Source organism: Bradyrhizobium elkanii USDA 76, from assembly GCF_023278185.1.
In the GTDB taxonomy this organism is placed as follows: domain Bacteria; phylum Pseudomonadota; class Alphaproteobacteria; order Rhizobiales; family Xanthobacteraceae; genus Bradyrhizobium; species Bradyrhizobium elkanii.
In genome coordinates, this window is record NZ_CP066356.1 from 7,076,069 (window position 1) to 7,099,517 (window position 23,449).

Consider the following 23,449-nt stretch of genomic DNA (forward strand, 5'->3'; position numbering starts at 1 on the left):
TTGCGCAACCGTCAGCAGGTAGAGTTCGATGACAGCCAATCCGTGAAAGCAGTAGAGCATGGTGTACGTGACGTTCTGTGCACCTTCACCTGCAATCTGGCCGGCTACCTTCTGGTAGCCATAAGATCGGGCTTCGACCCCAAACAGGTAATGGAAGCCGGCTTCAACGCTCGACGACGCGGCGCGCGCAGGCCGAACGCTTCCGTGGACCGGATCGGAACACCGTGATCAAGAGACAGCCGCGGCAACCACCGGCGCGAGACATTTACGTTGGCGCTGGCGTCCACGCGCCTGCACTATTCTGATCGGCCGATGAGCTGTCCTGACAGCACCATAAGATGGAGAGCTTGACCCTCACGTAGCGTCAGGTTGTAGCCTCACCCAGGGGCCCGCGCCCAACCAACCGATACGCACGGGCCAATGAAGTATCAGCCGCCCAGGAGGCAGGCAGCTGCTTCGATGCACCAATGTCACGTCTCTTCAACGCCCCCCCCGTTGAACGGACGAGCCTCAGCTTTGGACAGGGATCGTGGAAAGTTCGATGGAAGCGCTCAAATCGATCATTGGCAAAGTTGCCAGCGGCGCCACTCTGACGCGTGAGGAAACCGCGTTAGCCTTCGACAGCATGATGTCGGGACACGCGACCCCATCGCAGATCGGCGGCTTGTTGATGGGAATGCGGGTTCGCGGCGAAACGGTCGAAGAAGTTACCGGTGCAGCCTCGGCGATTCGGGATAGAATGCCGCGGGTCGAGGCGGCATGCGATCCCATCGATATCACTGGCACGAGCGAAGGCCCCATGTGGTCGGTTAACGTGTCGACATGCGCCTCCTTTATTGTTGCCGGGGCCGGCGTTCCTGTTGTCAAGACCGCCAACCGCGATGTGTCCTCAGGTTCGTGTGCCGCAGACGTGTTGGCGCGCCTCGGCGTGAAGATCGACCTTGAGCCTGAGGCGGTTGCGCGTTGCGTGCACGAAGCTGGCATCGGCTTCATGTTTGCGGCGCCCCATTATCCGGCGATGCAGCGCGTTGGCCAGATTCGGACCGCACTTGGGACCCACACGATTTTCAATCTAATCGGACCTCTGTCCAATCCGGCCAGAGTCAAGCGGCAGATGATCGGAGTATTCTCTCGCGAATGGGTCCAGCCTTTGGCGTATGTATTGAAGAATCTTGGTGCGGAATCGGTATGGGTGGTTCATGGCTCGGACGGACTCGACGAAATTACCCTTACCGGCCAAACCTTTGTTGCAGCCCTAGAGGCGGGTACAATCCGCACCTTCGAAGTGACGCCGGAAGAAGCCGGTCTCCGCCGCTGCCGCAAAGAGGCGCTGGACGGCGGCGATGCCGACGCGCTCCAGGGCATGCTCGATGGTGCACCAAGTCGATTTCGCGACGCCGCGCTTTTGAATGCGGCGGCGGCTTTTATTGTAGCCGGCCGGGCCTCGACGCTGCAGGAAGGCGTTGCACTTGGGAGAGATTCGCTTCATCGCGGCGCCGCGGCCGCCCGACTGAAGCGACTGATCACGGTTTCCAATGCGTGACAGCCGAGTTGGTCGATGTTCCAACATTCTGATCAAGACCAATGCTCACAAGTGCGAAGGGACAGCAGGCGCAAACGCGCGCTGCTTCTGCGAGCTTTCGAAGACGTTGTTGCCATCTATCCGCGTACTGATCAAACAATTCGCCTTAACCACACGGCGCGAGAGTCCCCTTCTTTATCGGCAAGAGCCTGTTGCGGCACACAGTTGAAGTCGGGGACCGCGACGAAGCGCTCGTGCGCTGCGCAAAAGGAGATCATCGGGAAATGTCCTCACAGGATATGGAAACACTCGGATCTATTGCAACGATAGAACACATCATTCGAAAGTTTCGGGAATTGATCGACACAGACGGCTCGATTCCGCCGGAGCTACGAGGTGCGCTGCACGCGACGCTCGATGGGCATCTTCTCGATGCGAAAAAGCGTGCTCTGTTGAGAGTAAATTAGCGTGCCTATGCTGCTACATGCGAAAAAAACTCCGGCCGGACTGTTCCCCGTCGCGATCGACGCAGCGGGCAGGATCGCCGCTGACACGTCCATCAACAGGGCACTCCCAAGCAGGAAACTTCCTCGCGCTGAGATGCTCGGTGAGAGGGGCAGCCATTGGTTGCGCAATGCGACACCGTGCGCCCGATAGCAGGCGCAAAGGAATCAAGGTCATCCGCGCGTAACGGAGACACCAGAATTGGAGTAAAACTCCAGAGGCAGGTCATGAGCTACCCGTCCCCTCCTAGGATTCGTGATATTCCATCTGTCCAAGCGACCGAGTTCCGTCAGGCCATGCGAAATCTGGCGAGCGGTGTCGCCATCGTGGCGACCGGAAAGGCCGCCGAACGACGTGGACTGACGGTTAGTTCGGTGACCTCCATTTGCATGGAGCCCCCGTGCCTACTCGTTGGCATAAAAGTCGGCTCCGAGACGCATGACGGGATACTCGCCAGTCGCAGATTTGGAGTCAGTCTTCTGCGCAGCAACCAGGAGGACCTTGCGCTACGTTTTGGCGGTCAGGAGGGTGCGAAAGGTGTTCATCGCTTCGATACCGCGCCCTGGAAACAGGGCATCTTCGATGTACCGCTATTGCCAAACGCGTTTTGTGCGCTCGAATGCGTCCTGTACGACCACAAGGTGATTGGCACACATACCATCTTTATCGGACGAATTGTCGCGACCCGGGTCGGCCACGGCAATCCATTGATCAACTTCCGGGGCGCGCTTCGAACCCTGCTGCTTGATTGAGTGCGATTTCCCTTTGCGGCGTTCACGCGCGCCTGCACGTGTTAAAAATCGATGACCTGCATTTTCATGATCTGCGTCACGAAGGCACCTATCGTATTTTCCCGCGAGCCGCGATCCCCGCGCCAGCACAAAAGGTGAGCTACCCGCTCAAGCTGGACGACCTATTGATGCGAACAACGCGCCCGAGGCAGGCTTGGCACAAGAGGTCGGAATCGGGCGCGCTGATTCGCCCCCCAAGCCGAGGTTAACCGGGATTATACTCATCTTGCGAAGTGAGTATAAAAACGCTCGACGCCGGGTTCCACCTCGAGCACGAACTCACGAGATTGCTCGATGGCGAACCGAGCCGCTATTTTGCGTCGGCATGCGCGCCGGAAGACGCCACTGATCTTGTCGCCGGCCTTGGCATCGACGTGTTCAAGGCCAGTGCGCGCAGACATCCTCGCGGAAGAGTATTGGGAATGCAAGCTGCGCAGCTATCGGAGGAATTGATCAGAACAGCTACAGTTCACGAGACAGCAACGGCTCTCGAGCTTGCATGTTGGAGCCTACCAAGTTTGGTAGCTGTTTATTTCAACCCGCGTAGCATCATTGCCTGCGGCAAGACTTAGACTTCAGAGGCCCAGCTGACCCACAACGTTGGCGACTCTGAAGGTCTTCGCGTTAGATCATGATGCGATCAAATGGATCCTATCACGATTTTCTGCGAACGATGAAGGTCGAACTCAAAGGGCGTCAGATCTATGTCCAGCAACCCATTCGAAGCCGCGGTGATTCTCGACGGCATCCGCCGCTGGGTCGAGATCGAGTCACCAACGGAACGGCCGGACCAGGTCAATAAACTGGCTGATCTCGTCGCGTCGGGCTATCGTGACTTGTCAGTCAGCGTCGACCGCGTTGCGGGACGCGACGGCTGCGGCGATCATTTGGTCACACGCTCGTCCTGGGGCCAAGGCGTACCGGGCATTCTCGTGCTGAGCCATCTCGACACAGTTCATCCGTAAGCGCGTATTTTACCGCACAGGCTACGCGCGCGGCTGGCCGCGGCGTCGCGTGACGCCGGGCCCCAGCAGTGTCATCGGAACGGCTTGGTTGACCTGAGCGTTCGAACGTCAGCCGCTATTCTCAGCTGGCAGGTTTTTTTGAGCGGTGCAGTTGAACGGCAACAGATCTTCGATATCGGCGTCTGGCGCGCGCTGGGGCAATTCGGTGAGCGCGTGACGTAGCCATGCATAGGGATCGACGCCGCATGCCCGGCATGTCAGCACCAAACTGTAGATCACGGCGCTTGCCTTGGCGCCGGCAACGGTGTCGCTGAACAGCCAACTTTTTCGTCCGGTGCAAAACGGCCTGATGTCGCGCTCCAGAACATTGTTATCGATCGGGGCGAGACCGTCACTGGTGTAACGGGTCAGATAATCCCATTGGTTGCGCGCATAGGCGATCGCCTTGCCGGTCAAGCTTTCGGGGAGGACCTTCGGCGCCTGGTCGTCGAGCCAGGTCCGGAAGGCGGCCAATACCGGCAGGCTATGCTGCTGGCGCAGCCGCAAGGTGTATGCGGCGCGCGTTTCGTCGTCGGGCGGCGTCTGGCGCGCCACCCTCTCGACCTCATACAACGCCTCGAAGAACTTGAGCGCCTGCAATGGCGGACCGCCGGGCGTCTTCCTGGCCTTGAGCGCATCGGTAAATTTCCTGCGCGCATGCGCCATACAGCCAAGATGGGTCGCGCCTGTCAGCGTGCCCCAGGCGTCATAGCCGTCGCTCATCAACAAGCCACGATAGCCGGCCAGGAAGGCCTGAGGATGTTCCTGGCCGCGACCGGGCTGGTAATCGAACAGCACGACCGGCTGCGCGCAGTCCTGGCCGCTGCGATAGGCCCACATGAAGGATTTGGCCTGCGCATCCCGGCCGTCCTCTTTCAGAACCTGGACCCAGGTTTCGTCGCCGTGGACCAGGGGCTGCGACCTGAGCTTTTGCTGTAGCGCGTCATAGACCCGATGCAGATGCAACTCGCTCGCCCGGATCACCCAGTTGCCCAGCGTCCCGCGGCTGATGCTGACGTCGGCGCGCCCCAGCGCGTCCGCCACACGGTACAGCGGCGTGCCGTCGACGTATTTGTTGGCGAGCACCAGCGCCAGCGTCGATGGCGTGGCGACGCTACCCGGCAGCGGCTGCGCCGGCATCGGCGCGGTCACGATCGGGGTGTTCAGCGCGGTGCGCTCGCAGTGACGGCAGGCATATTTGAACCGCACATGTTGCAGCACTGACGCCTTCACCTCGACGTGCAACTGCTCGGTGACGGTCTCGCCCATCCGATGCATCCGATTGCGGCAGCACGGACAGTCCTTTTGATCCTCACCCAGATCATGTTCGACGCGTTGGCGCGGCAGATCGTCAGGCAGCGGCTTGCGGCCGCGTGTCTTCGGTGCCGGCTTTGGAGCCTCCGGCAATCCCGTGTCCGGCACGGCGACCGCCTCGACATCGTCGTCGTCCCGGCTTTCAGCGGCGGCCTGCTCGGCTTCGTTGAAGATGCGCTCCTTGAGCTTTTCGCTCTTCGGCGCGTAGCGGCGCAAGCGCTCCAGGCGCAACTGCTCCTCAAGATGCAGGACGCGTTGCGCGAGTTTCTCGTTCTCCGCCTTCAGCGCCGCGAGCTCGGCCGCGTGCGCCGCGATCAAGGCTTCCAGCTCGTGCGTCGTGGGCCTGCGACTCATCGTAGTCTTGAATCGAAGTCATGCCGCCGCGTCAACCGAGTTCCATGCGGTGGCCGGCGTCATCCGATAGCGCTGATGACGCCGCCCGCATCGAACACGCTCAGCCCACGCTGTGATATTGCCGCACCGGATGACGACGCACCGCCGCGATGTTGATGCCGTCAAGCAGCCAGTGCAGCTCCTCCGTCGTCAGCGTCAGCACCGCCTCCTGACTTCGGGGCCAGTGGAATCTGTCGGCCTCCAGCCGCTTCAGCAGCATCCAAAATCCTGACCGGTCATAAATCAGCAGCTTGATCCGGTCGCGGCGACGATTGCAGAACGCGAACACCGCGCGCTGGAACGGATCCAGCCCCATCGACTGCTCGACCACGATCGCCAGGCTGTTGATGCCCGCCCGGAAGTCAATCGGTTCGCGGTGAAGGTAGACCCGAAGATCAGACGCCAGCCGGAACATCGCAACGCCCCAGCGCTTCAATCACCGCCGACAGCAACTGCGCGTCGCCGCCTTCCAGCGAAAGCGTCACGCCGTTGGGCATCGATGCCGTCAGCCGCCCTGCACAGGATCGCTCCGTCGCGCAAACCGCGATCGCGCCAGCAGATCGAGTTGGCGACGGCGACGGCGCGCGAACCGGAACAAAGGCTGGCGCAATCGGCGCCTCCGGCTGGCCATCCCCGTTCTGACGTTGTCGCTTGGCCACCCATTTGCGCAGCAGGTTCGCGTTCACGCCGTGTTGCAACGCCAGCCCCGCCAGCGACACGCCAGGCTGCAGACAGGCCTCGACCAGCCGCTGTTTGCTGGCCGGATCATAGCGACGCCGCCCATTGCGCAACACGCCGACCGTCTCAAGTCTCAAAAGTTCTTCTGGAGTGATCATCGATGGTGTCCACCTCGTTCATGGTGGACACCTCATCCCATCCCCGCGCTCAACTGCATAGGTGCGTAGAAAGGAGCGCTTACGTTCATCCGATGGGGTTCATCGAGCGCCTGCCGTTCAAAGTCGAGGGCAACAGGGCATTCGGCCCCGGCATTTATGACATGAAGGGTGGTGCCTATCTCGCGTATCACGCGTTCCGGCAGGTTTGCGCCGATGATGTCCGCCCTCCGCTCGGCGTCACCCAACTTTACGTATCGGACGAAGAAATCGGTAGCCCGACCTCGCGGGCATTGATCGAGGCCGAGGGCCGCAAGGCCAAGTATGTGCTGGTGACCGAACCCGCGCGCGAGGGCGGCAAGATCGTCACCGGACGCAAAGGCGTTGCGCGCTTTGAGGTCTTCGTCAAGGGCACGCCGGCCCACGCCGGTGCGCGCCCCGAAGATGGCTGCAGCGCGATCCGGGAACTTGGCAATGTGATCCAGACACTGGAGGCGATGAACGATTTTAAGCGTGGCGTCACCGTCAATGTCGGCGTCGTCCGTGGCGGCAGCAAGTCCAACGTGATCGCCGAGGAAGCCTATGCGGAAGTCGATATGCGGGTGCCGACCATGGCTGACGCCGACGAGTTGGTTCCGAAGATCCTCGGCGTCACCTCACGTACCCATGGTGTCACCGTGAAGGTTATCGGCGGATTGAACCGGCCACCGTACGAAAAGCGCAACGCCGGCGCCGCACTTTACGAACACGCCAGAAGCCTTGCTGCCGAGCTCGGCTTCAAGCTGCTCGATGTATTCAGCGGTGGCGGCTCTGACGGCAATTTCACCGCGCCGCATACCGCAACCCTCGACGGTCTCGGCGTCGACGGCAAGGGCGCCCATACGCATTATGAGCAACTCTACATTTCGTCGATCGAGCCGCGCGCCCGGCTCCTCTATCGCCTCTATCAGACGCTGCAATGATCTTCGCTCCAGTGGAGCCGACGACCGCGACGTGCACCAGATGACGGCACGCTCGCACAATCGCGCGGCTCGCTCGAACGGCGCAAAGGGGTCAGCTACCATCAGGCCGGCTTGTCGAACACAATCGTCGGATCTCGCCCTGGGCTTGCCGCGTCAGCGCCCGACAGATGCGCAGTGAAGCATTCAATAAGGCACAGCGGACGTTACATCCGCTATGGCTGCGAAGACGACGGATGCCCGATCGCGAACGCGCGGGCTTTTCGACAACAGCCTCGTCGCTTGCGAACCTCGTCTCAAGCGACTTTCTGACGCAGACCCTGGCGCAGAATTGCGGTCGACACGACACCGCTTGGCAGCGCCTTACCGGCAAACCTGAGAGCTTTGGCATGCTCCGCGGGTTGCCCAAAAGAGCTTGAATCGCACGTAACGTTAAGTTGTACGATCCCTAAATCGCCGCGTGTCTCGTCTGCCGTCAGAATCGTGAAGGATTACGAATGTCTCACCTCGTCAGAACATACGCTGAGTGTTGGTCATGATCCTCATTCCCGCCAGCAAATCGGTCGAGATGCTATGCAGCGAGTCTTGATCGCAGTACCGCGGCTCGCAGGTAGTTGTGAACGCCCCGGCATTCCAGAACCAATACTGTGCGGCTGCCCCAAAGCGAGGCGCCAGCGAGACGGTGATGCCGGAAGGGATCGGCGTACACCTCGATCCCGAGCCCTCGCAGGGCGCCGCCGCTTCCCGCATTTGCAACCGAACGGCAAGACGACCGCACCGAACTCACCTCGGAGAGCCAGCATTTGGTTCGATTCACACCACTTTCCCGATGCTGGTGGAAGCTTATCCTCGCGCAAGTGTGCGACGGCCCATGCGACTGCGTATCTTTTCAAGAAACTTGAGCTGCAAGTGTCGCTCGGCGTGACTGGCGCGGCATCGGAAGAGATGGCGCGATATCGCGGAGCAGCAAGTTGAAAGAGCCGGACGGCGTCAGGAAGGTCCTGCTGATCGACCACATTGAAGGCCAATGCCGAGCCATTGTCGGCTTCAAAGATGGAGATCCAAGGTCGGCATATATGTGCGGCGAGCCTGTATGTCAAAGACCAGGCAAGAAACAGTCGTCATGGTGCACCTATCACTACGGGCAGATGCACACGACTGCTTCCGAGCAAAACAGAGCAAGTGGATCAAGTGCCTGATACCTCGAACAGTGTCGATCGTTCGCTCCCCATGACAGCCATCAAGAACCGCTCCGTCCTGCTCGGGCCGCGGGATCGTAACCTGGGTAATGGGTACCCGAAGCACTCAATCGAGGTCTGGCGAAGTAGATCCGAACTCCGGCTGAACTACATCGGAACCAGCGTCTCTTGCGAAGCTCACGGAGGATGAGTTTGGATCTCTGCACATTGATTGAGCGCAACGCTGCGTATGCCCCCGACAAAGCCGCGCTCCGTTTCGAGGGACACGCTCTGAGCTACTCGGGCTTCAATCGACGGATCGGGCGTGTCTCTTACGCCCTCAAGCGCCAACTCGGCATCAAGAGGGGTGACCGGATCGCGATCCTCAGCCTCAACCGGCCTGATTATCTGACATTGCTCTATGCCTGCGCGCGGCTCGGCGCAATCCTCGTTCCATTGAATTGGCGCCTTGCGGCCGCAGAGCAGCTTTTCATTCTTTCCGACTCCGGAGCAAAAGTGCTCGTGCTTGAACAGGCATTTAACGCCGTCTTGCCGGCTCTGACGCGGCAACTTCCCGATACCTGCCTCGTCGGCCTGGACTTCGCGCCGCCCGGCGGAAGCAAGTTGGACGACGTTCTGGACGAATGCTGTGGTGACGAACCCACTCCAGATGCGGATCTGTCCTGCCCGGTTCTGATCGTCTATACTTCTGGCACGACAGGGCGACCTAAAGGCGCTGTGCTGCGTCAGGACGCGTTGCTGTGGAACGGGGTTATGAGTCAGCACATGCATGACCTAACCTCGACTGATCACGCCCTGACTGTTTTGCCGCTCTTCCACGTCGGCGGCCTCAATATCCAAACGACGCCCGGTTTGCATCATGGCGCGACGGTAACTATCCAAAGCCGCTTTTCGCCAGAGGCAACGTTTGATGCATTCGAGCATGACCGACCCACACTTGCAGCCCTGGTCCCTGCCATGATGCAAGCGCTCACGGACCATCCGCGATGGGCAAGCGCGGATTTATCCGCGCTCAAAGCAATCTGTACCGGATCGACGATGGTACCTCAGCGCCTTGTCGAGCGCTTTGCGAGGCGCGGAGTGCCAGTCTTACAGGTTTATGGTGCGACCGAGACCTCTCCCATCGCGGTCTATACCAAGCTCGGCGCAGATCTCGCACCTGACGGCGCAAGCGGCCTGCCTGGCCTTTGCTGCGAAGCAGCCATCATCGATGATGTGGGCACCAAGTTGCCGCCCGGGACCCCAGGCGAGATCGTAATACGTGGACCCAACGTCTTCTGCGGATATTGGGGCGATCAACAGGCAACGCGTGAGGCCTTTAGTGATGGTTGGTATCGCACTGGTGACATCGGCCGCTGCGATGCCGACGGATATTTTTGGGTCCGTGACCGCAAGAAGAACCTGATTATCTCCGGCGGAGAGAATATCTATCCGGCGGAAGTGGAACGTGTGCTCATGGGCCATCCGGATGTCGCCGAATGCGCCGTCGTCGGTCGACGGGACCCACGCTGGGATGAAGTCCCGATCGCCTATGTGGTCAGGCGACCCGGGTCCCGGATCGCAGCCGAAGCGCTGCTGACGCATGTTCAATCGCAGCTCGCCCGTTTTAAGGTACCGCGCGAAATCATATTTACGCACGAACTGCCAAAAACGGCGTTGGGCAAGGTCCAGCATTTCATGCTGAAGGAGCTCGATACGCAGTCAAGCCCGGAAGGAGACAGCGATTGAGAACCGCGGATTGGTTGGCCGTAGTTCCCGACTACACCACAGGAGATATCGAGGCAGCGCAACACCGCCTTCCGGTCGGTACCTCCATACGATGCGTCGCGGCGAACTCATCGTCGCTGGCATGGTGGTCTATGCTTAATCACGCCAGGCGTCTGGGAGATTGTCGTTGCCTCGGATCTTAATCATGAATGCCGGGACAGCTCAAATGTCCGGTGGCGATCTAACAGCAACTCAACTGTCCCTTTCCGCCAACTCCGCATGCCGGTCTGCCTGGTTTGCACAGGAGGGTGACCTAATAGTCTCTCCGGTAGCAATCCCGGCAGACCTGCTATCCTTCATCGGCGCGACGCTCAATTTCGATGCCTCGAGTCTCTCGACGCTTGTGCCTGACGACGCCCGTGAATCGCTGATTCTCAACGATTGCACCCTGCTATCCAATGCTTTCGTCGAGCGACTCAACAGCCATATTCGCCAGAAATCAACTTGGAGAATATCTGCCTGCTACTCTAGTGAAGGCGTAGCGCGCTTGGCGGAGCTGCTTGGCATCCCGCAGAGCGGGGACGAATTCGCTTTGCAGCGAGGGCCGGATCTCTTGAACCGCAAGAGCCACTTCCGTCAATTGGCGACAAGTGTCGCGCTCCCACTGCCCAGTGGATGCGCGACCACAAACCCAAACGAACTATTCAGGGCGGTCACCTCCTTAAGGTCAGAGACCGGCAACGTGATCGTCAAGTTGGATAATGGAGCGGGCGGAGTCGGCAATGTTATCCTGACCGGCAACGAAAGTGGAGCACTTCCTGGGGCGAGAGATACCCGAACGGTTGCTTGGCCATCGTTTGATCCTCAAGCACTTTGGTCTGAGATGATCACAGCATCCTGCAAGACATTGGTCATTGAATCGTACCACTTGGCTCGCGCTCCGTTCTATCTTGAGTATGAGATAGAGGAGGATGGTTCCATCGTTTTCATCAACAGTGGAAGCATCCGTCTACGTCGCAGCGAAGACCGATCCGAACGAGCGCTCATCTGGACAGGGCTCGAGCTTCCAAGCGACCTGACGAATGAGCAATGGTTGGCTGCACAGGCGCACGCCTACCGATTTGTCGAGCTGGCGCGAACCTTGGGGTATCGCGGAATGATCAACATTGATGGCATTTTCGCGAGCGACGGCCGGCTTTTCTTTAACGAAGCGAACGGCCGGTGGGGCGGAGGGTCAGTGTTACATAGTATTGCCGTCCGGCTGCTGGGCATCGATTATTCCAGTCGCCACGTCATTTCTTCCGTAAGAAACGTTCCATTATGTTCTCTCCAGGCCGCGCTTGATCGCTTCGTCAGGTATGGATTTCTATTCGATGGCACACGCAAGGAGGGCGTGATCCCGCTTGCCGTCGATCAAGAGGCAGGCACCGTGGAGTGCCTGGTGATCGCGCGCGATAGGTCAACTGCCCGCGATCTGCAGCACCGGTTATTGGCAATGGCCAACTGAAATCACAGACCTCTTAAACTCCTCCATTCGTTCGAAGCCCCCCCGTATCCGAAACCTGTGCTTGACACCCGCTGCTGGGAACGTCAGGGGAGTGGTTGCCTTTTTCGCTCGAAGTAGACCAACCGTGAACTTCCGAATTAGGCAGCGTCTGCCAGAAGCTGGCCCGCGTCCTCAACCCGTTCGAAAGCCGTTTCCGCTAACGGTCCTCACAGGCCGTCAGCAGTGTTTTCGATGATCCGGCGATTCGCGCCGCCGCGTTTTGAACAGAAGTACACCAGCGATCGGCGCTCGCCAGCGTGCACAGGCTTCACCTCATGTCGGATCCTACATGTGGTGACAACCACGGCCCCAAACGGCGGTCGAAATACCTGCTGTTCGTACGCGTTCGGATAGACCACGAACTCACCCCCCTCAAAATCCCTCGCGAGTTGCACAATCACGGAGTACTCGAAGTCAGGGTCGCTCTCAGCGTCTAAGTGGATGCCAACGAACGAACCGGGAGGCAATCGATGCATTTGGCATCGGCGAATCACGTAATCTGACGATGCCCCCAAGATCTTCTTCAGCGCAAAGCTGCGGTCTTTCCTCTCAAGCAATTCGATGATCTGCCCCGGAGCTTTGCCATGCACATTGGTCGGAGGGCGGCCCGGCGGATCTACCCTCACCCGCTTCACGAAGACATTGTGCGAGTCGCCGGCATCTCCCACCCGCACCTCTTCTTCGGGAATCTCCATCTGGAGCTGATCGATCCTCGCCAAATCATCTTGGGTGAACAATGTCTGAGGGGCGATTACGACCGTACCCTTCACCAATAGCTCTATACGGTATTTGGTGAGAGCCTCTTCTGAAAGCAGACGAGATCTATCGTTCATTGCGCGCGCCATGCGACTTCACTCCAAGTTTGATCTTAACTGGTGGCTTCCCAATCCTCGCGCGTCGGGCGGAACGCTTCCTCCCAATGCTCGCCATCGAACTCTTCTATTGTTATGTTTTCGATCGTTCTCTTATCCAAGCACCGAATGTTTACGCTGAAACCCGTGGGGTTCGATCGCGGTCGATAGAATGGCTTTACGCCGCAAATCCGGCAAAACGTGTGACGAGCGATATTCTTGTTAAATTGATATGTATTGAGAAACTCTTCGCCACACTCAATTCTGAGCTTATCGCCGGATACAAGCAGGTGCAGAAACCCGGACATTTGGCAGATGGAGCAGTTGCATCGAACTGCGGAGAGCTCTCGCGGCGCTCGGACGTAGAACTTGACGGCACCACAATGACAACCGCCGTGATGTTCGATCTCCGCAAGACCATCTTCCTCAATTGAGACAGTTTGCAGCAGATCGCGGCACCACTGTAAGCTGAGCCGATAGGCTCGATCGAATTCATCCAAAAAACGACGATTGCCGTCAGCAGGCACAACTTCGCGAATGAGCCGGGTTGTCATTTCTCCGTGATACTTCTCGGCGGGATCCACGCCGCCGACATGAGTGCGGAAGTACTCCAGATCGTCAGACTGCGCATCAAAGGTTTTGACCAGAGTGGTCCACAGTGACTGGATCATTTCCGCAGCATGCAGCTCAAAAGCGACCATGTAGGCGCAGCGCACGACCGGATCTTTCGCTGACAATCCGGCATAGAGGGAATGCAGGTACCGCTTCGTTGTGGCGCTATAATTCGGCTGTATCGTTCTACCGAGTAGTCGCGATGCATCCTTTCTCAGCAGGTTTGAGTGGAAATCTTCAGTCGCCAGAATATCGGGTAGCGCCGTCTTGCCGCCTCGCAGAACCCGGCCATAACCGCCCGTCTCATCCCAACAGATGAAATTTGCGACCACGCTGGTTAGTTCAACATCCCTAGGAAGGTCTCGGTTGCGACGCATCGCATCAAATATGAGATCCTTTTGCGAGCCTGCCTGCAGGTAAGGGAACGCCTGTGACATCGCCAAGTATTCCGGCAGCAAGCTCGCAACTTGGCGTTTAGACATCTCCGCAGCGAACGGATGCAGGCCAAACAGATTTCGCGCTTGCTCAGTCAAGTACTCGCAGACTATCTGCGAAGGTCGATCCAGTTGAACTTGCGACGCTTGAGAAGGCCTCATTTGAATCCTAACCGTGGAGAGAATGATGTTTGAGGAGCACTTTCGAAGGCCACCAACTTGGTCCGACGGGTTTGCGGTCGCGTTCGTCATACAGGCGAACTGCTCCCAACCATCTTTGCGGTCCCAGGCAGGGCCATCAGGGATCAGTCCTGTACATGAGCGCGTCGATAGGAACATGTCGGTAGATTGAAGCCACCACCCTCTCGCGTTGGATTTCCCTCCACGAGCAATCCAATCCCGCGAATGACCAAACGCGCCATCCATCATTTGCTGACTCATGCTGAATATCGGCGTCCGCCAGGCCAAGGAAGCCTCGCCTGACATGCGCAGGCGGCACATCCGGCCAGCTCGACGCTTTCACCTGCGACCTGTCGTGGACGGATCAAGCATCCACGGTTGCTATTCACTGCCTGCTCATCGCATCCCCTGCGGACTTGATTTGGCATTGCCGAGACGAACCACATCCAGCGGGCTCTTCGAGGCCTGCAGCTACAATCTACGTGACATTGCGGCTGCCGGCCGAGAACGATTGTCTCAAGGCAAAGGGACCGCCGCTGCCATTCGCCCGTTCTGCGTGCACTCGTCCAATATCCTGTGTTCCTGCACGCTTGTAGCAATTGCTATGCCAACCTTGCACTACGCGGGTCAATGTCTGAGTACGAACCGGTAACTCAATGGTAGTGTTTTGAATCTGGCGGGAATTTACGCGCAGTTAGAAGCCGAACAGTGAAGGCGCGTTACCGAATCAGCCGATACCATCCGCGGTGGACACAGAGCTAGTGAAACGCCAAAGATTGCGCGCACAGCTACCTCGTAGGTGACCGAGCGGAACCTCATGCCTTGATTTCGTCTCGAGCAGGCGGGACTTCTGGCGATTGATGTCGGGAGCGCTTGCGTCTCCAGGAACGAATTCAAAATTTGTGCACCAATGGAGCGTCGCCGAAAATAAGCCGAAAAGATCAGGCGCCTTCCGGTTGGTCGGTAATCTCTCTAAGAGAAAATCACGGCCTGATTGCAATTGGGCTGGCGTGAGGTTTTCCGCAACCGGCCATTTCAGACGGGAAGGAAACTCGCTGTGTCACAAACGCTCGTTCAGCAAGCGACAGTCAAATCGCGGATCAACGCCATTCTTCGTGCAACCAGCGGCAATTTTCTCGAGCAGTTCGACTTTTTCTTATTTGGCTTTTACGCCAGCGCCATTGGGAAAGCTTTCTTCCCCTCGGACAACGAAACCGCCTCATTGCTCAACACCTTTGGCGTGTTCTGGTTGGGTGCCTTAATGCGTCCCGTGGGGGCGATCGTACTGGGAGCCTATATCGACAGGATCGGCCGTCGCCAAGGCCTGATCATCACGTTATCGATCATGGCGGTCGGCACCGTGATTATCGCCTTCTGTCCCAGTTATGCGACAATCGGCATTGCCGCCCCCATCATTGTTCTAGCAGGACGACTGTTGCAGGGATTCTCCGCCGGCGTCGAGGTTGGCGGCGTTTCGGTCTATTTGGCGGAGATCGCGACCCCAGGCAATCGCGGTTTCTATACCTCTTTTCAATCGTCCAGCCAGCAGGTCGCGATTTTTGTCGCAGCGATCGTGGGCTACCTACTGAATGAATCGATGCCGCTCGAAGCCGTCGCCTCCTGGGGTTGGCGCATTCCGTTTTTTCTCGGTTGCCTTATCATTCCTCTTATCTTTTTCCTTCGTCGGACGCTGGAGGAGACCCCAGAATTTTTGGCGATGAAGAAGCATCCCACGGCGCGCGAGGTCTTTGCCTCGGCGCTCGTCCATTGGCACACGGTCGTTCTCGGGATGATGATGGCGATCCTGACCACGACGACTTTCTATTTCGTCACCGTCTACGCACCGACGTTCGGCAAGACCGTCTTGAAGCTGTCCACCCAGGATGCGCTCTTGGTGACCCTCCTGGTCGCGGTGACCAACTTCATCTGGAATCCAATTGGCGGTACCGTTTCCGACCGTATCGGCCGCAAGCCAGTCCTGCTGGCCATTGCCGGCCTTGCGTTGATGACCGCCTATCCGGCTTTGAGTTGGTTGGTAAGCGCCCCCAGTTTCGGCAAGCTGCTTGCGGTGGCGATGATGTTCTCGTTCTACTTTGGCACCTACAGCGGGACTATGCTGGGTGCTCTCGTCGAGATCGTGCCTGCGCATGTGCGCACAACCTGCTTCTCCCTGGCCTTCGCTTTCGCGGCGGCCCTGTTTGGTACGTTTACGCCACTCGCCTCTACTTGGCTCATTGAGCGAACTAATGACAAGGCTTCACCCGGATTCTGGCTGATGTTTGCAGCTGCTCTCGGTATCATCGCGGTACTCACCATCTATAGGGGAACCCCCAAGCCATCGAGAGCTGAGAAGCCTTCGCTTCGGAAATCGCCCGAGAGCGCTTTGGGCGTGCAAACAGCATCTCGCTAGCACGTGATCCTAACCACTGACGTGTCATACGGCCTCGATCGATGCGCAGAGCCAGAGTTCGCTCAGCGTATCGACGCGGGGCTAGGAGCCGTATCGCATGTCCGACATTGTCGGAAGCCAGACACGAGCGATGACTGCATATCTGACACTTTAAAAGTAAGCTGTTAGAGTGCCACGTCCTCGGTGATCCGCGTACACGGCAAATCACCATCCAACATTGACACCAGGCCTCGGCGGGCGCTGGATGTCGGCTGTGAACGTTGGAAAGTCCAGGTCTGGAGACCGCCTTGTGGACAGCGGACGGTTCCATCATCGCGGATGTGCAGCAGGTTGGGTAGCAGCAGCAGGCCGTGATGGACGTTGTCGCCGTCCGGAATCCGTGCCCGCGCGACAGTCCGAGCTGTATCGTGGTATAGAACCCCGGCACCGTGTGCTCGGATCGATATCGTCCTCGACGTCGCGCCGTCGTCGGCCCGGACCGATCGGGCGCCCCCTCGAGGGTGTTACTGATGTCGTTGCGGCGCACGCGCGCGCTGGTAACGCGGCAGAATAGCCGGTGAGCATGGGAGCGCTTATGGCGGCGGGATGCCGATTGACGCGAGCCTGACGCGATCGCTTGATGGTCTTCAAGCGGCATCGCCGCTGACGTCATCGAGATGCAGCCTTATGACGCCGTACTATCCGGCGACCTGTGCGGTCCGATGGTGCACCATCTTGCACTATTCAGGCGGGGCAGTTTGCGCCGCCGCAGCCTCGTGGTTTGCTCGGACACGATGCGCTCCCGCACATCGGTCAGCGGACTGCAGGTCGACTCACGGATTTTGCCATGTCCAGGAGCGACGTCGGGCCGCTCAGTTCTCGACCGCCTTTGCTGCCGCTGAACAAGGCAATGCGTCTTGTAATCGGACGCATGGAACGCGCGACGTTCACCGCCATCAATTCTCTAGGCTGGAGTTGACCGGCCTGCAGGACCGCCCTGTGTCGGATCCCGCTTCTGCTCCGCCATATGCGATAGTCGTCACCGCAGGGGAATATCTCTGTACCGAAGGCCGCAACCGCTAATCGGCAGTCTTCGATGACGCTGCTCAATCAAGTACGACAGCCATGTCAGCATTCCGAAATCAGCATCTTCTGATGTCGCGGTTGTTACGAAGGCCGGGCTCAAAGAGCGCAAGCTACCCGGTCGCAATGAGACCGGGATTCCATCTGATGGCCATACAGTTCCAAAGTCCCTTGTGAGGATGGCTGTCCGAATGCAAGCGCTTTCCTTGCCGGAGATCCTCCGCTGGCAGTTTCGACAATCACATTACGCGAGAAACACAACCTTTCCGCTACTTCCGTGCTGGCCCATATCCTGCATCGCGTGCAAATGTGAGACAAGAGAGCACCGAAGATGAGAGTTACGTTTGCGCCTTTGCCGTCAATCGACGATACAGCAGCCGGTGTAGAGCCGGCGACGACGATTAGCAACCTCGTGGAGACGAAAGCGTGTAGCTCTTGCGTGCGTTGGCCCCGCCGCTCTTGATTTCGTTCTGGCCTGCGCATCACGCGTTTATGTGCGCCAGCACATCGATGTCGAGCGATGTTCGTGCGCGTCCGGTGGCAACCAACACGTTTGGCGCTGGTTTCGCAGCTTTGAGCGGCTTCGGATCAACCCGCGCCACCACTCTATCGCGCGAACAGACCCTTAGAGTCGAAACCAATGCCACTCGCGTGCTGACAGATGAATGCGCGCCAATTCTGACACGAGGTGCTTAGACGTGCCCGACAAACTGGATCTTCGAAGTTTCAAGCTACATTCGCAACGCGATGCCGTGCTCAATGAAGTGCATGCGCGCCCGTTTATGCAGCTTATTCCTCCATTTAAGGTGACACACTTCGCATTTCTTTCGCAGGGCGATGCGGCCGCAAGCGATCGCCGCGCCTTCGTCACGTTTTGTCGAGAGCGTGACCTTCCAGCTCCGCAGCTCTCAGCGAAACATCACCAAATCGACATCGGGCCCGTTGTGCTTCGCTGGGAGCAGCATGCCGAATTCGCAATCTTTACCTGGATAGCGAATGGCCCGTTCGCTCGACAGAGCGGCGACTCCCAAAGTGCGGTTCACTCCTTGATGCGCAACTTGCGGCAGGAAGGGCAATTGCTGGTCGCAATCAAGCTGGATGTCGAGCAGCACGCCGCCCCATTGAGGCGCGCCGAACAACTTTTTGACAAGAGCAGCCTCGCCATGGCCCGCATAAAGGGCGGAGCAAGTGTTATGGCCTCGGATTTTCGAGTCGACGAAAACGGTTTCACCAAAATTCTTGTCTGCGACCTCGGGCTGACGCCGCACAATCTTGGTGCACTGGTGCAGCGGCTGCTTGAAGTTGAGACCTATCGTCCGTTGGCGCTGCTTGGTCTGTCGGCCGCTCTTGAGCTTGGTCCATTTGTCGATCGCATTGACAGACGTCTCGGCGAGGTGCTCGAAGAAATGCAAGGCGCGGAGGGATTGAAGCTCAACAACCATCTCCTTGCCGAACTGACCGCGTTGGCCGCCTCTTTCGAGCGAGGCGCGACCGGAAGCCTGTTTCGCTTCGGCGCCAGCAGAGCTTATTACGAGCTAGTTCAATCCCGACTGTCCATCATCGAAGGCAGTGAGATCACGGACTATCCCACATGGTCGTCGTTCCTGGCGCGCCGGATGGCGCCTGCGATGCGAACTTGCGAGACGACCAAGGATCGTGAGGTAACTCTGTCGGTCAAGTTGGCGCGCGCCGCCGATCTGTTGCGAACCCGTGTCGACGTTGAAATCGAACAGCAGAACCGCGACCTATTGCACGCTATCAATGAACGCACCGGACAACAGCTTCGGCTGCAGTGCACGGTGGAGGGATTGTCGGTCGCGGCGATAGGATATTACGTGGTCAGTTTGTTTGGCTACCTTGCCAAGGGAGCGCACGATGTTGGTCTCCATGTAGAACCCTCTTATCTAACCGCGGCGTGCGTGCCGGTCGCAGTCGGGGTGATCTGGCTGGTTAGTTACAATGCACGAAAGCGACACCTCAAGCATCGCGACGGGCCGTCCGTAACGGACAGGTAAGCATCATTTAGCTGATTGACAACAGAGCTTGACGGCAGACATGCCCGACCCACGTGGCAACAGTTTTCACCAAGTCGTCGGCGGCCCAGATAGAGGTGATCGCCGACGGGAGGATTGTGCTTCAGCTCCGCTGATCGGTCGGCGCCAGGCTCTACACGTCTCCGTGCAATGTCGATGTGACCGGATGAGAGGCAAACCTTGACGCGTTCAGGACCGTAACGCTTATCGTCGCCAAGACTCCCAGGTCAAGCATCGCGGGCTAGCGCCGCAAGATCAGTTTCGAGCTTCGGTTGATGCTTAAAAATAGCATCAATCAGCGCCTGCGCTGGTTGCTCGGCAGCCTCAACCAGCGCCGCTTTCTCAGCCCGTGCAGAGGGAGCGAAGACTCGCTTGACGACGGTCGGCGAGCCCTTAAGGCCGCATTTGGAGACGTCCTCGACGCCGGCATCGTGCGCGCTCCATTTCACGATTGGTGCACGCGCAGCACGCAAGGCATCGGCCATCGCGCCGCGCCGAATCTGGCAGGTCCCCTCCAGCATGGTGATGAGACAAGGCAGCCTCGTGTGCAGCACCTGGACACCACCTTCGGAGCGTCGCTCCGCTTCAATTGTACGGGCAGCGAGGTCGAGGGTTTTGACCTTGGCGACGTAGGTCAGCTGCAGCACACCCAGCCGTTTTGCGACGCCGGGACCAACCTGCGCGGTATCGCCGTCGATGGTCTGCTTGCCGGTAAAGATGAGGTCTGGCGGACCATATTCCTTGCCAATTTTTCGGATGGCGGTTGCCAGTGCATACGTTGTGGCCAAGGTGTCGGAGCCGGCAAAGCAGCGATCGGTGAGCAGTACGGCGCGATCGGCGCCGAAGGTCAGCGCTTTCCGCAAGGAATCTTCCGCCGATTGCGGCCCCATCGTCAGCACGGTTATTTCGCCGCCGAACCGCTCGCGCAGCTCGAGAGCGGCCTCGAGCGCGAAGAGGTCATATGGGTTAATGATCGTCGGCACACCCTGACGCATGATCGTATTGGTCACGGGGTGCACGCGGATCTGCGCAGAGTCCGGAACCTGTTTAATGCAGACGACAATGTGCACTGAGTTGCTCCAAAGGTTGCGGTAGCTGCGAAGAGAACAGCAAGTGTTGTACCACAGCGCCCGATTTTGGAATCTGTTAGCTGCCACAGAGGTTTAGATGGGTAGATCGCCCCTCCGGCCCGGTGTTCTGGACGAACGAATATCGACACCCGTCGCAACTGCGACAGCGCCATTCCGTTCCGTCCGACCACGGCGCGGAGCCGTGAGCTTGCAAGGCCCACATCGCGACTCCTGCGCAATTCAAGCTGCAGGTCCGGTCGCGCTCCGGAACGGCGCCAGTATCGACGAGATCAAGGCGGCCTGCTTCGCGCGACGGCATATTGCGGCATTCCTGCAGCTCTTGAGGGGTTCAAGGCAGCACAGGAGATCCTAAGGACCGAGCACAGCCAAACGAACGATGAGGTTGCTTATGCAGATCCCGATCGCGCCAACGGGAGCCACCTGCCTAACTGCTCCCCATGAGCCTCGATCTGCTGATTCAGGCGCCCCCACAGCCTTTGATGTTGGCGGGAGCCGCTCCCGGGAAAGACCATCAGCCCAAGCTTGGATCAGCCCTCAGTCGCTCTTGAGTGCCTGCCGAGATTCCATCGTAAAATCGTAAATGCGATTGTGGATGGCTGACAAAGCAAAGTCCTCGGTCGAAATCCTCCGGCGTGATATCGCGAGCACCATGCAGCACCCGATCTCGACACCGTTGGAAAATGCTTCGTAGAACAGTACGCAGTTGCCGACAGTAAAGCTCCGAATTTTCATCCCCAGCTCGGGCCGCTGGCGGCCCGCCGTGGATTCTTGGCAAGCATCTGAAAGGCATTGCCGATACGATCGAGCAAGCGATCCGCAGCCGCAGTGTTGTCCGATGCGATCAAGAGCCAGATCTCCTCCAGGTCGGTCTCGGCCTGGGGCCGCCTGGTGAGATTACCCGCCATGCTTCCCGGCTTTCAGCCGTTCGCGTCCGCGGGCCTTAATTTGTTCAACCAGTTCGCCGGGCTCAAACGGTTCTGCCGGACCGCTTTCCAAGCCTTCCTGGATAGCGGTACGCAATGCCTCAAGCTTCGCCTTGCGACGCTCCTCGCGTTCTTCAACAAGGCGCAGTCCCTCCCGCATTACCTCGCTAGCGGCTGCATAGCGTCCGCTATCGACGAGATCCTTGATAAAGCTCTCGTAGTGTTTGCCGACGGTATAACTCGTGGCCATAGGCACGCCTCCTCGCCTCATAATATATTACTTTATGCTCTAAATACCGCGCTTTGATCCGCCAGCAACGTGAGGTTGTGGAGGGACGGAGGCAAACGGTGGGTAGGTGACGAAATCTCTTGGCTCAGTCTATCTGAGGCGGTTTTGCTAGCGTCGACCAACTTCATGTGATTGAGCCATGAACTACGATCAAGAGGATCGCAAGCCGATCAGGAGAAAAACCATCAGGACGACAATGTGCGAAGCTTTAGGCCGTGGCCGGCGAAGTCCCACTTGGCGACGTGGTGGTCAAACTGGCTGGCGAATTGATCCCTAGCCAGGCTCAGAAAGCCCGCCCTCATTGGGAAGGTGCAATCTCAGAACGCACCAACGAGCATTCCGAACGGCCGGACCGACATGCGCAAATGCTGGCGCCAACTACAACGCTGGTCGGTCCTCGCTTCGATTTGGCCGTGGCTCTCGCACGCGCGAGTGGCGATGGCATGGCAGGGCGAAGCCTTACCATTAACGATCTGTGCAAGCTCCTACCGCAAGTCGATCCAAAGGACGTCGAGAAAGCCGCTTTCGATCTGGATGCCCTGGGTTTGACCAGCATTCAGCGGTCGTTCGGTGAGCACTGGTGGCTACGGTTATCCCCCATCTGACGCGGTCATCCTTGCACCGTCGCCTGCAGCGCCATGGAATCAGCCGCCCGCCCGAGGTCGTCGGTGCCAAGCCTGCCAAGCAGCCTTTCGAGGCCTAAGGGACGGGACCGTTGGGGAGACAGCACGGTCACGTTTCGGAGGAGCTGGCGCGCCGACCCTGAGCGTCGGCTCCTCTTTTGGACCTTGTGTGAGTTAGGCAACAGTCGTCCCTCGGCGTACCTGCTAAAGAAATGACGTTGGGAATTTCAGGGCCCTAGCGCTGGGAATGACAGGGCGCCGCCGGGACAAACCATTTCGGGCCCGGCGGCGTAATTTTTGAGATTTACCGCGCTGACGCGCGAGAGGCGTCTCGAGATGTCTGACGACAAGATTGCTGTAAAGACCGTGCTGCTCGCGCTGGCCATCGGCATTGCGGTATGGGCAACCACGGGAGCGCCCGAGCCGGGCACAAATTCGCCGTTGCACGTCGCCACCAGGCGATGAGGCCCTACGGGGCTTGGGAGGATTGGGCGCGGTCGCTTTAGGTCGGCGTCATTCGAGCGGTAGAGAAAGCGCCGGCAGCGGCCTATTGCCCTGCTCGCAACCTGTTCGCCCCTTGAGCAGTAGAACTGGCGTTGAGGCATCCGCGGCAGTCCGGCCCATGAAATGGGTCAGATTAACGCCCGATGACCACTCCACATAACCAACAGCCGAAAAGGCAACCGCTCCCACGATGAGAATACTGAGTACTGAAGCGGCGGCTGCCGACGCCAAGCTTTGGCTGCTGAAAAACGGCATCACGATTCTCCGACACCGAGCTGCCACCCGCTCGTGCATTAGGCCAACTCGCGATGATCGAGTGTGAACCGCCTCACATTTCACGGGCAGTTGATGCCGAGGTCGGACCGCCGATGCCAGTTCAGGGCCGGCGGGCCAATTTTCGTTGATTCAGATCCTGGCCGCGGCCCAGTCGGGCAGACGATCCGGAAGCGGGCTGTCGAGCAGGCCGGCGACAAGCACGCCGAAGGCCGCTCCTTCGATGGCCTCTTCAGTGAACTCGACGTTTGCGTCCCATTCGAAATGGAGGACCGCTGAGGCCGTCGCCCGCATCCCCTCGATGGTCGTGGCGCGATTGTAACCATTCGCAGCTGATTCATGGCGTCCTCAAAGGCTTCTTCGGCCGCGGTATCGTCAACACCGATCTGGTA

20 protein-coding genes and 3 pseudogenes are annotated in these 23,449 nt (G+C 58.7%); 13 read left to right on the forward strand and 10 right to left on the reverse strand.

Annotated elements, in window-relative coordinates; all coding sequences use genetic code 11:
• The 5 genes and pseudogenes from JEY66_RS33895 to JEY66_RS33915 all read left to right on the forward strand — a co-directional run.
• Positions 1-228 (forward strand): hypothetical protein, encoded by a 228-nt coding sequence (locus JEY66_RS33895; protein WP_125459188.1) that lies wholly within the window; start codon positions 1-3, stop codon positions 226-228.
• A gap of 313 nt (positions 229-541) precedes the next feature.
• Positions 542-1,543 (forward strand): anthranilate phosphoribosyltransferase, encoded by a 1,002-nt coding sequence (gene trpD, locus JEY66_RS33900; protein ID WP_016842012.1) that lies wholly within the window; start codon positions 542-544, stop codon positions 1,541-1,543.
• Between the two features lie 263 nt (positions 1,544-1,806).
• A complete protein-coding gene (locus tag JEY66_RS33905; RefSeq protein ID WP_075968510.1) occupies positions 1,807-1,989 on the forward strand; it encodes a hypothetical protein in 183 nt (60 codons plus the stop codon).
• 264 nt (positions 1,990-2,253) lie between these two features.
• Positions 2,254-2,778, forward strand: a complete 525-nt coding sequence (locus JEY66_RS33910) for a flavin reductase family protein (RefSeq protein ID WP_085964790.1) — start codon at positions 2,254-2,256, stop codon at positions 2,776-2,778.
• 743 nt (positions 2,779-3,521) lie between these two features.
• A pseudogene (locus tag JEY66_RS33915) lies at positions 3,522-3,779 on the forward strand (M20 family peptidase); the annotation flags it as partial.
• 111 nt (positions 3,780-3,890) lie between these two features.
• Here the strand turns inward: JEY66_RS33915 and tnpC are convergent.
• The 3 genes from tnpC to tnpA form a co-directional block, all read right to left on the reverse strand.
• Positions 3,891-5,489, reverse strand: a complete 1,599-nt coding sequence (gene tnpC, locus JEY66_RS33920) for an IS66 family transposase (RefSeq protein ID WP_018270215.1) — start codon at positions 5,487-5,489, stop codon at positions 3,891-3,893.
• Between the two features lie 100 nt (positions 5,490-5,589).
• A complete protein-coding gene (gene tnpB / locus JEY66_RS33925; protein ID WP_018270214.1) occupies positions 5,590-5,943 on the reverse strand; it encodes an IS66 family insertion sequence element accessory protein TnpB in 354 nt (117 codons plus the stop codon).
• Positions 5,924-6,364, reverse strand: coding sequence for an IS66-like element accessory protein TnpA (gene tnpA / locus JEY66_RS33930; protein ID WP_035693717.1), 441 nt, complete (start codon positions 6,362-6,364; stop codon positions 5,924-5,926). The genes tnpB and tnpA overlap by 20 nt, the downstream gene beginning before the upstream one ends.
• 83 nt (positions 6,365-6,447) lie before the next feature.
• On the opposite strand from tnpA, the pseudogene JEY66_RS33935 reads away from it, so the two are divergent.
• From JEY66_RS33935 to JEY66_RS33945, 3 genes and pseudogenes are all read left to right on the forward strand, one after another.
• Positions 6,448-7,323, forward strand: a pseudogene (locus tag JEY66_RS33935) (M20 family metallopeptidase); the annotation flags it as partial.
• 1,388 nt (positions 7,324-8,711) lie between these two features.
• Positions 8,712-10,247: a class I adenylate-forming enzyme family protein gene (locus JEY66_RS33940; protein WP_026192383.1), complete on the forward strand. Its 1,536-nt coding sequence runs from the start codon at positions 8,712-8,714 to the stop codon at positions 10,245-10,247.
• A gap of 184 nt (positions 10,248-10,431) precedes the next feature.
• The gene (locus JEY66_RS33945) at positions 10,432-11,733 is read left to right on the forward strand and encodes a preATP grasp domain-containing protein (protein ID WP_240536980.1); all 1,302 of its coding nucleotides are present in this window, start codon (positions 10,432-10,434) and stop codon (positions 11,731-11,733) included.
• Between the two features lie 206 nt (positions 11,734-11,939).
• Here the strand turns inward: JEY66_RS33945 and JEY66_RS33950 are convergent, their stop codons facing one another.
• The gene (locus tag JEY66_RS33950; RefSeq protein ID WP_016842020.1) at positions 11,940-12,617 is read right to left on the reverse strand and encodes a 2OG-Fe(II) oxygenase; all 678 of its coding nucleotides are present in this window, start codon (positions 12,615-12,617) and stop codon (positions 11,940-11,942) included.
• 23 nt (positions 12,618-12,640) lie between these two features.
• The gene (locus tag JEY66_RS33955; protein ID WP_233475859.1) at positions 12,641-14,110 is read right to left on the reverse strand and encodes a GFA family protein; all 1,470 of its coding nucleotides are present in this window, start codon (positions 14,108-14,110) and stop codon (positions 12,641-12,643) included.
• A gap of 796 nt (positions 14,111-14,906) precedes the next feature.
• On the opposite strand from JEY66_RS33955, the gene tcuC reads away from it, so the two are divergent.
• Both tcuC and JEY66_RS33965 read left to right on the forward strand, forming a co-directional pair.
• Positions 14,907-16,259 (forward strand): MFS transporter, encoded by a 1,353-nt coding sequence (gene tcuC / locus JEY66_RS33960; protein WP_016842022.1) that lies wholly within the window; start codon positions 14,907-14,909, stop codon positions 16,257-16,259.
• 1,760 nt (positions 16,260-18,019) lie between these two features.
• Complete coding sequence (locus JEY66_RS33965; RefSeq protein WP_026192381.1) at positions 18,020-19,336, forward strand: DUF3422 domain-containing protein; 1,317 nt, start codon at positions 18,020-18,022, stop codon at positions 19,334-19,336.
• A gap of 245 nt (positions 19,337-19,581) precedes the next feature.
• Here JEY66_RS33965 and JEY66_RS33970 read toward each other — a convergent pair whose 3' ends face one another.
• From JEY66_RS33970 to JEY66_RS33980, 3 genes are all read right to left on the reverse strand, one after another.
• Positions 19,582-20,424 (reverse strand): electron transfer flavoprotein subunit beta/FixA family protein, encoded by an 843-nt coding sequence (locus JEY66_RS33970; protein WP_026192380.1) that lies wholly within the window; start codon positions 20,422-20,424, stop codon positions 19,582-19,584.
• 749 nt (positions 20,425-21,173) lie between these two features.
• Complete coding sequence (locus JEY66_RS33975) at positions 21,174-21,350, reverse strand: type II toxin-antitoxin system RelE/ParE family toxin (protein WP_016842027.1); 177 nt, start codon at positions 21,348-21,350, stop codon at positions 21,174-21,176.
• Positions 21,340-21,618, reverse strand: coding sequence for a type II toxin-antitoxin system ParD family antitoxin (locus JEY66_RS33980; protein WP_075968511.1), 279 nt, complete (start codon positions 21,616-21,618; stop codon positions 21,340-21,342). Before JEY66_RS33980 ends, JEY66_RS33975 begins: the two co-directional genes overlap by 11 nt.
• A 254-nt stretch (positions 21,619-21,872) precedes the next feature.
• Between JEY66_RS33980 and JEY66_RS33985 the strand changes: the two genes are divergently transcribed.
• The 3 genes and pseudogenes from JEY66_RS33985 (at position 21,873) to JEY66_RS45220 (ending at position 22,745) form a co-directional block, all read left to right on the forward strand.
• The gene (locus JEY66_RS33985; protein ID WP_225163822.1) at positions 21,873-22,262 is read left to right on the forward strand and encodes a hypothetical protein; all 390 of its coding nucleotides are present in this window, start codon (positions 21,873-21,875) and stop codon (positions 22,260-22,262) included.
• Positions 22,250-22,354, forward strand: a pseudogene (locus JEY66_RS33990) (IS481 family transposase); the annotation flags it as partial. The gene JEY66_RS33985 and the pseudogene JEY66_RS33990, both read left to right, overlap by 13 nt.
• 262 nt (positions 22,355-22,616) lie before the next feature.
• Positions 22,617-22,745, forward strand: coding sequence for a hypothetical protein (locus JEY66_RS45220; RefSeq protein ID WP_256438835.1), 129 nt, complete (start codon positions 22,617-22,619; stop codon positions 22,743-22,745).
• A 48-nt stretch (positions 22,746-22,793) separates the two neighbouring features.
• Here the strand turns inward: JEY66_RS45220 and JEY66_RS33995 are convergent, their stop codons facing one another.
• Entirely contained in the window at positions 22,794-23,039 is a 246-nt protein-coding gene (locus tag JEY66_RS33995; protein ID WP_129964890.1) for a hypothetical protein, read from the reverse strand.
• 150 nt (positions 23,040-23,189) lie between these two features.
• Positions 23,190-23,351, reverse strand: a complete 162-nt coding sequence (locus tag JEY66_RS34000; protein ID WP_016842032.1) for a hypothetical protein — start codon at positions 23,349-23,351, stop codon at positions 23,190-23,192.
• Positions 23,352-23,449: the final 98 nt, after the last annotated feature.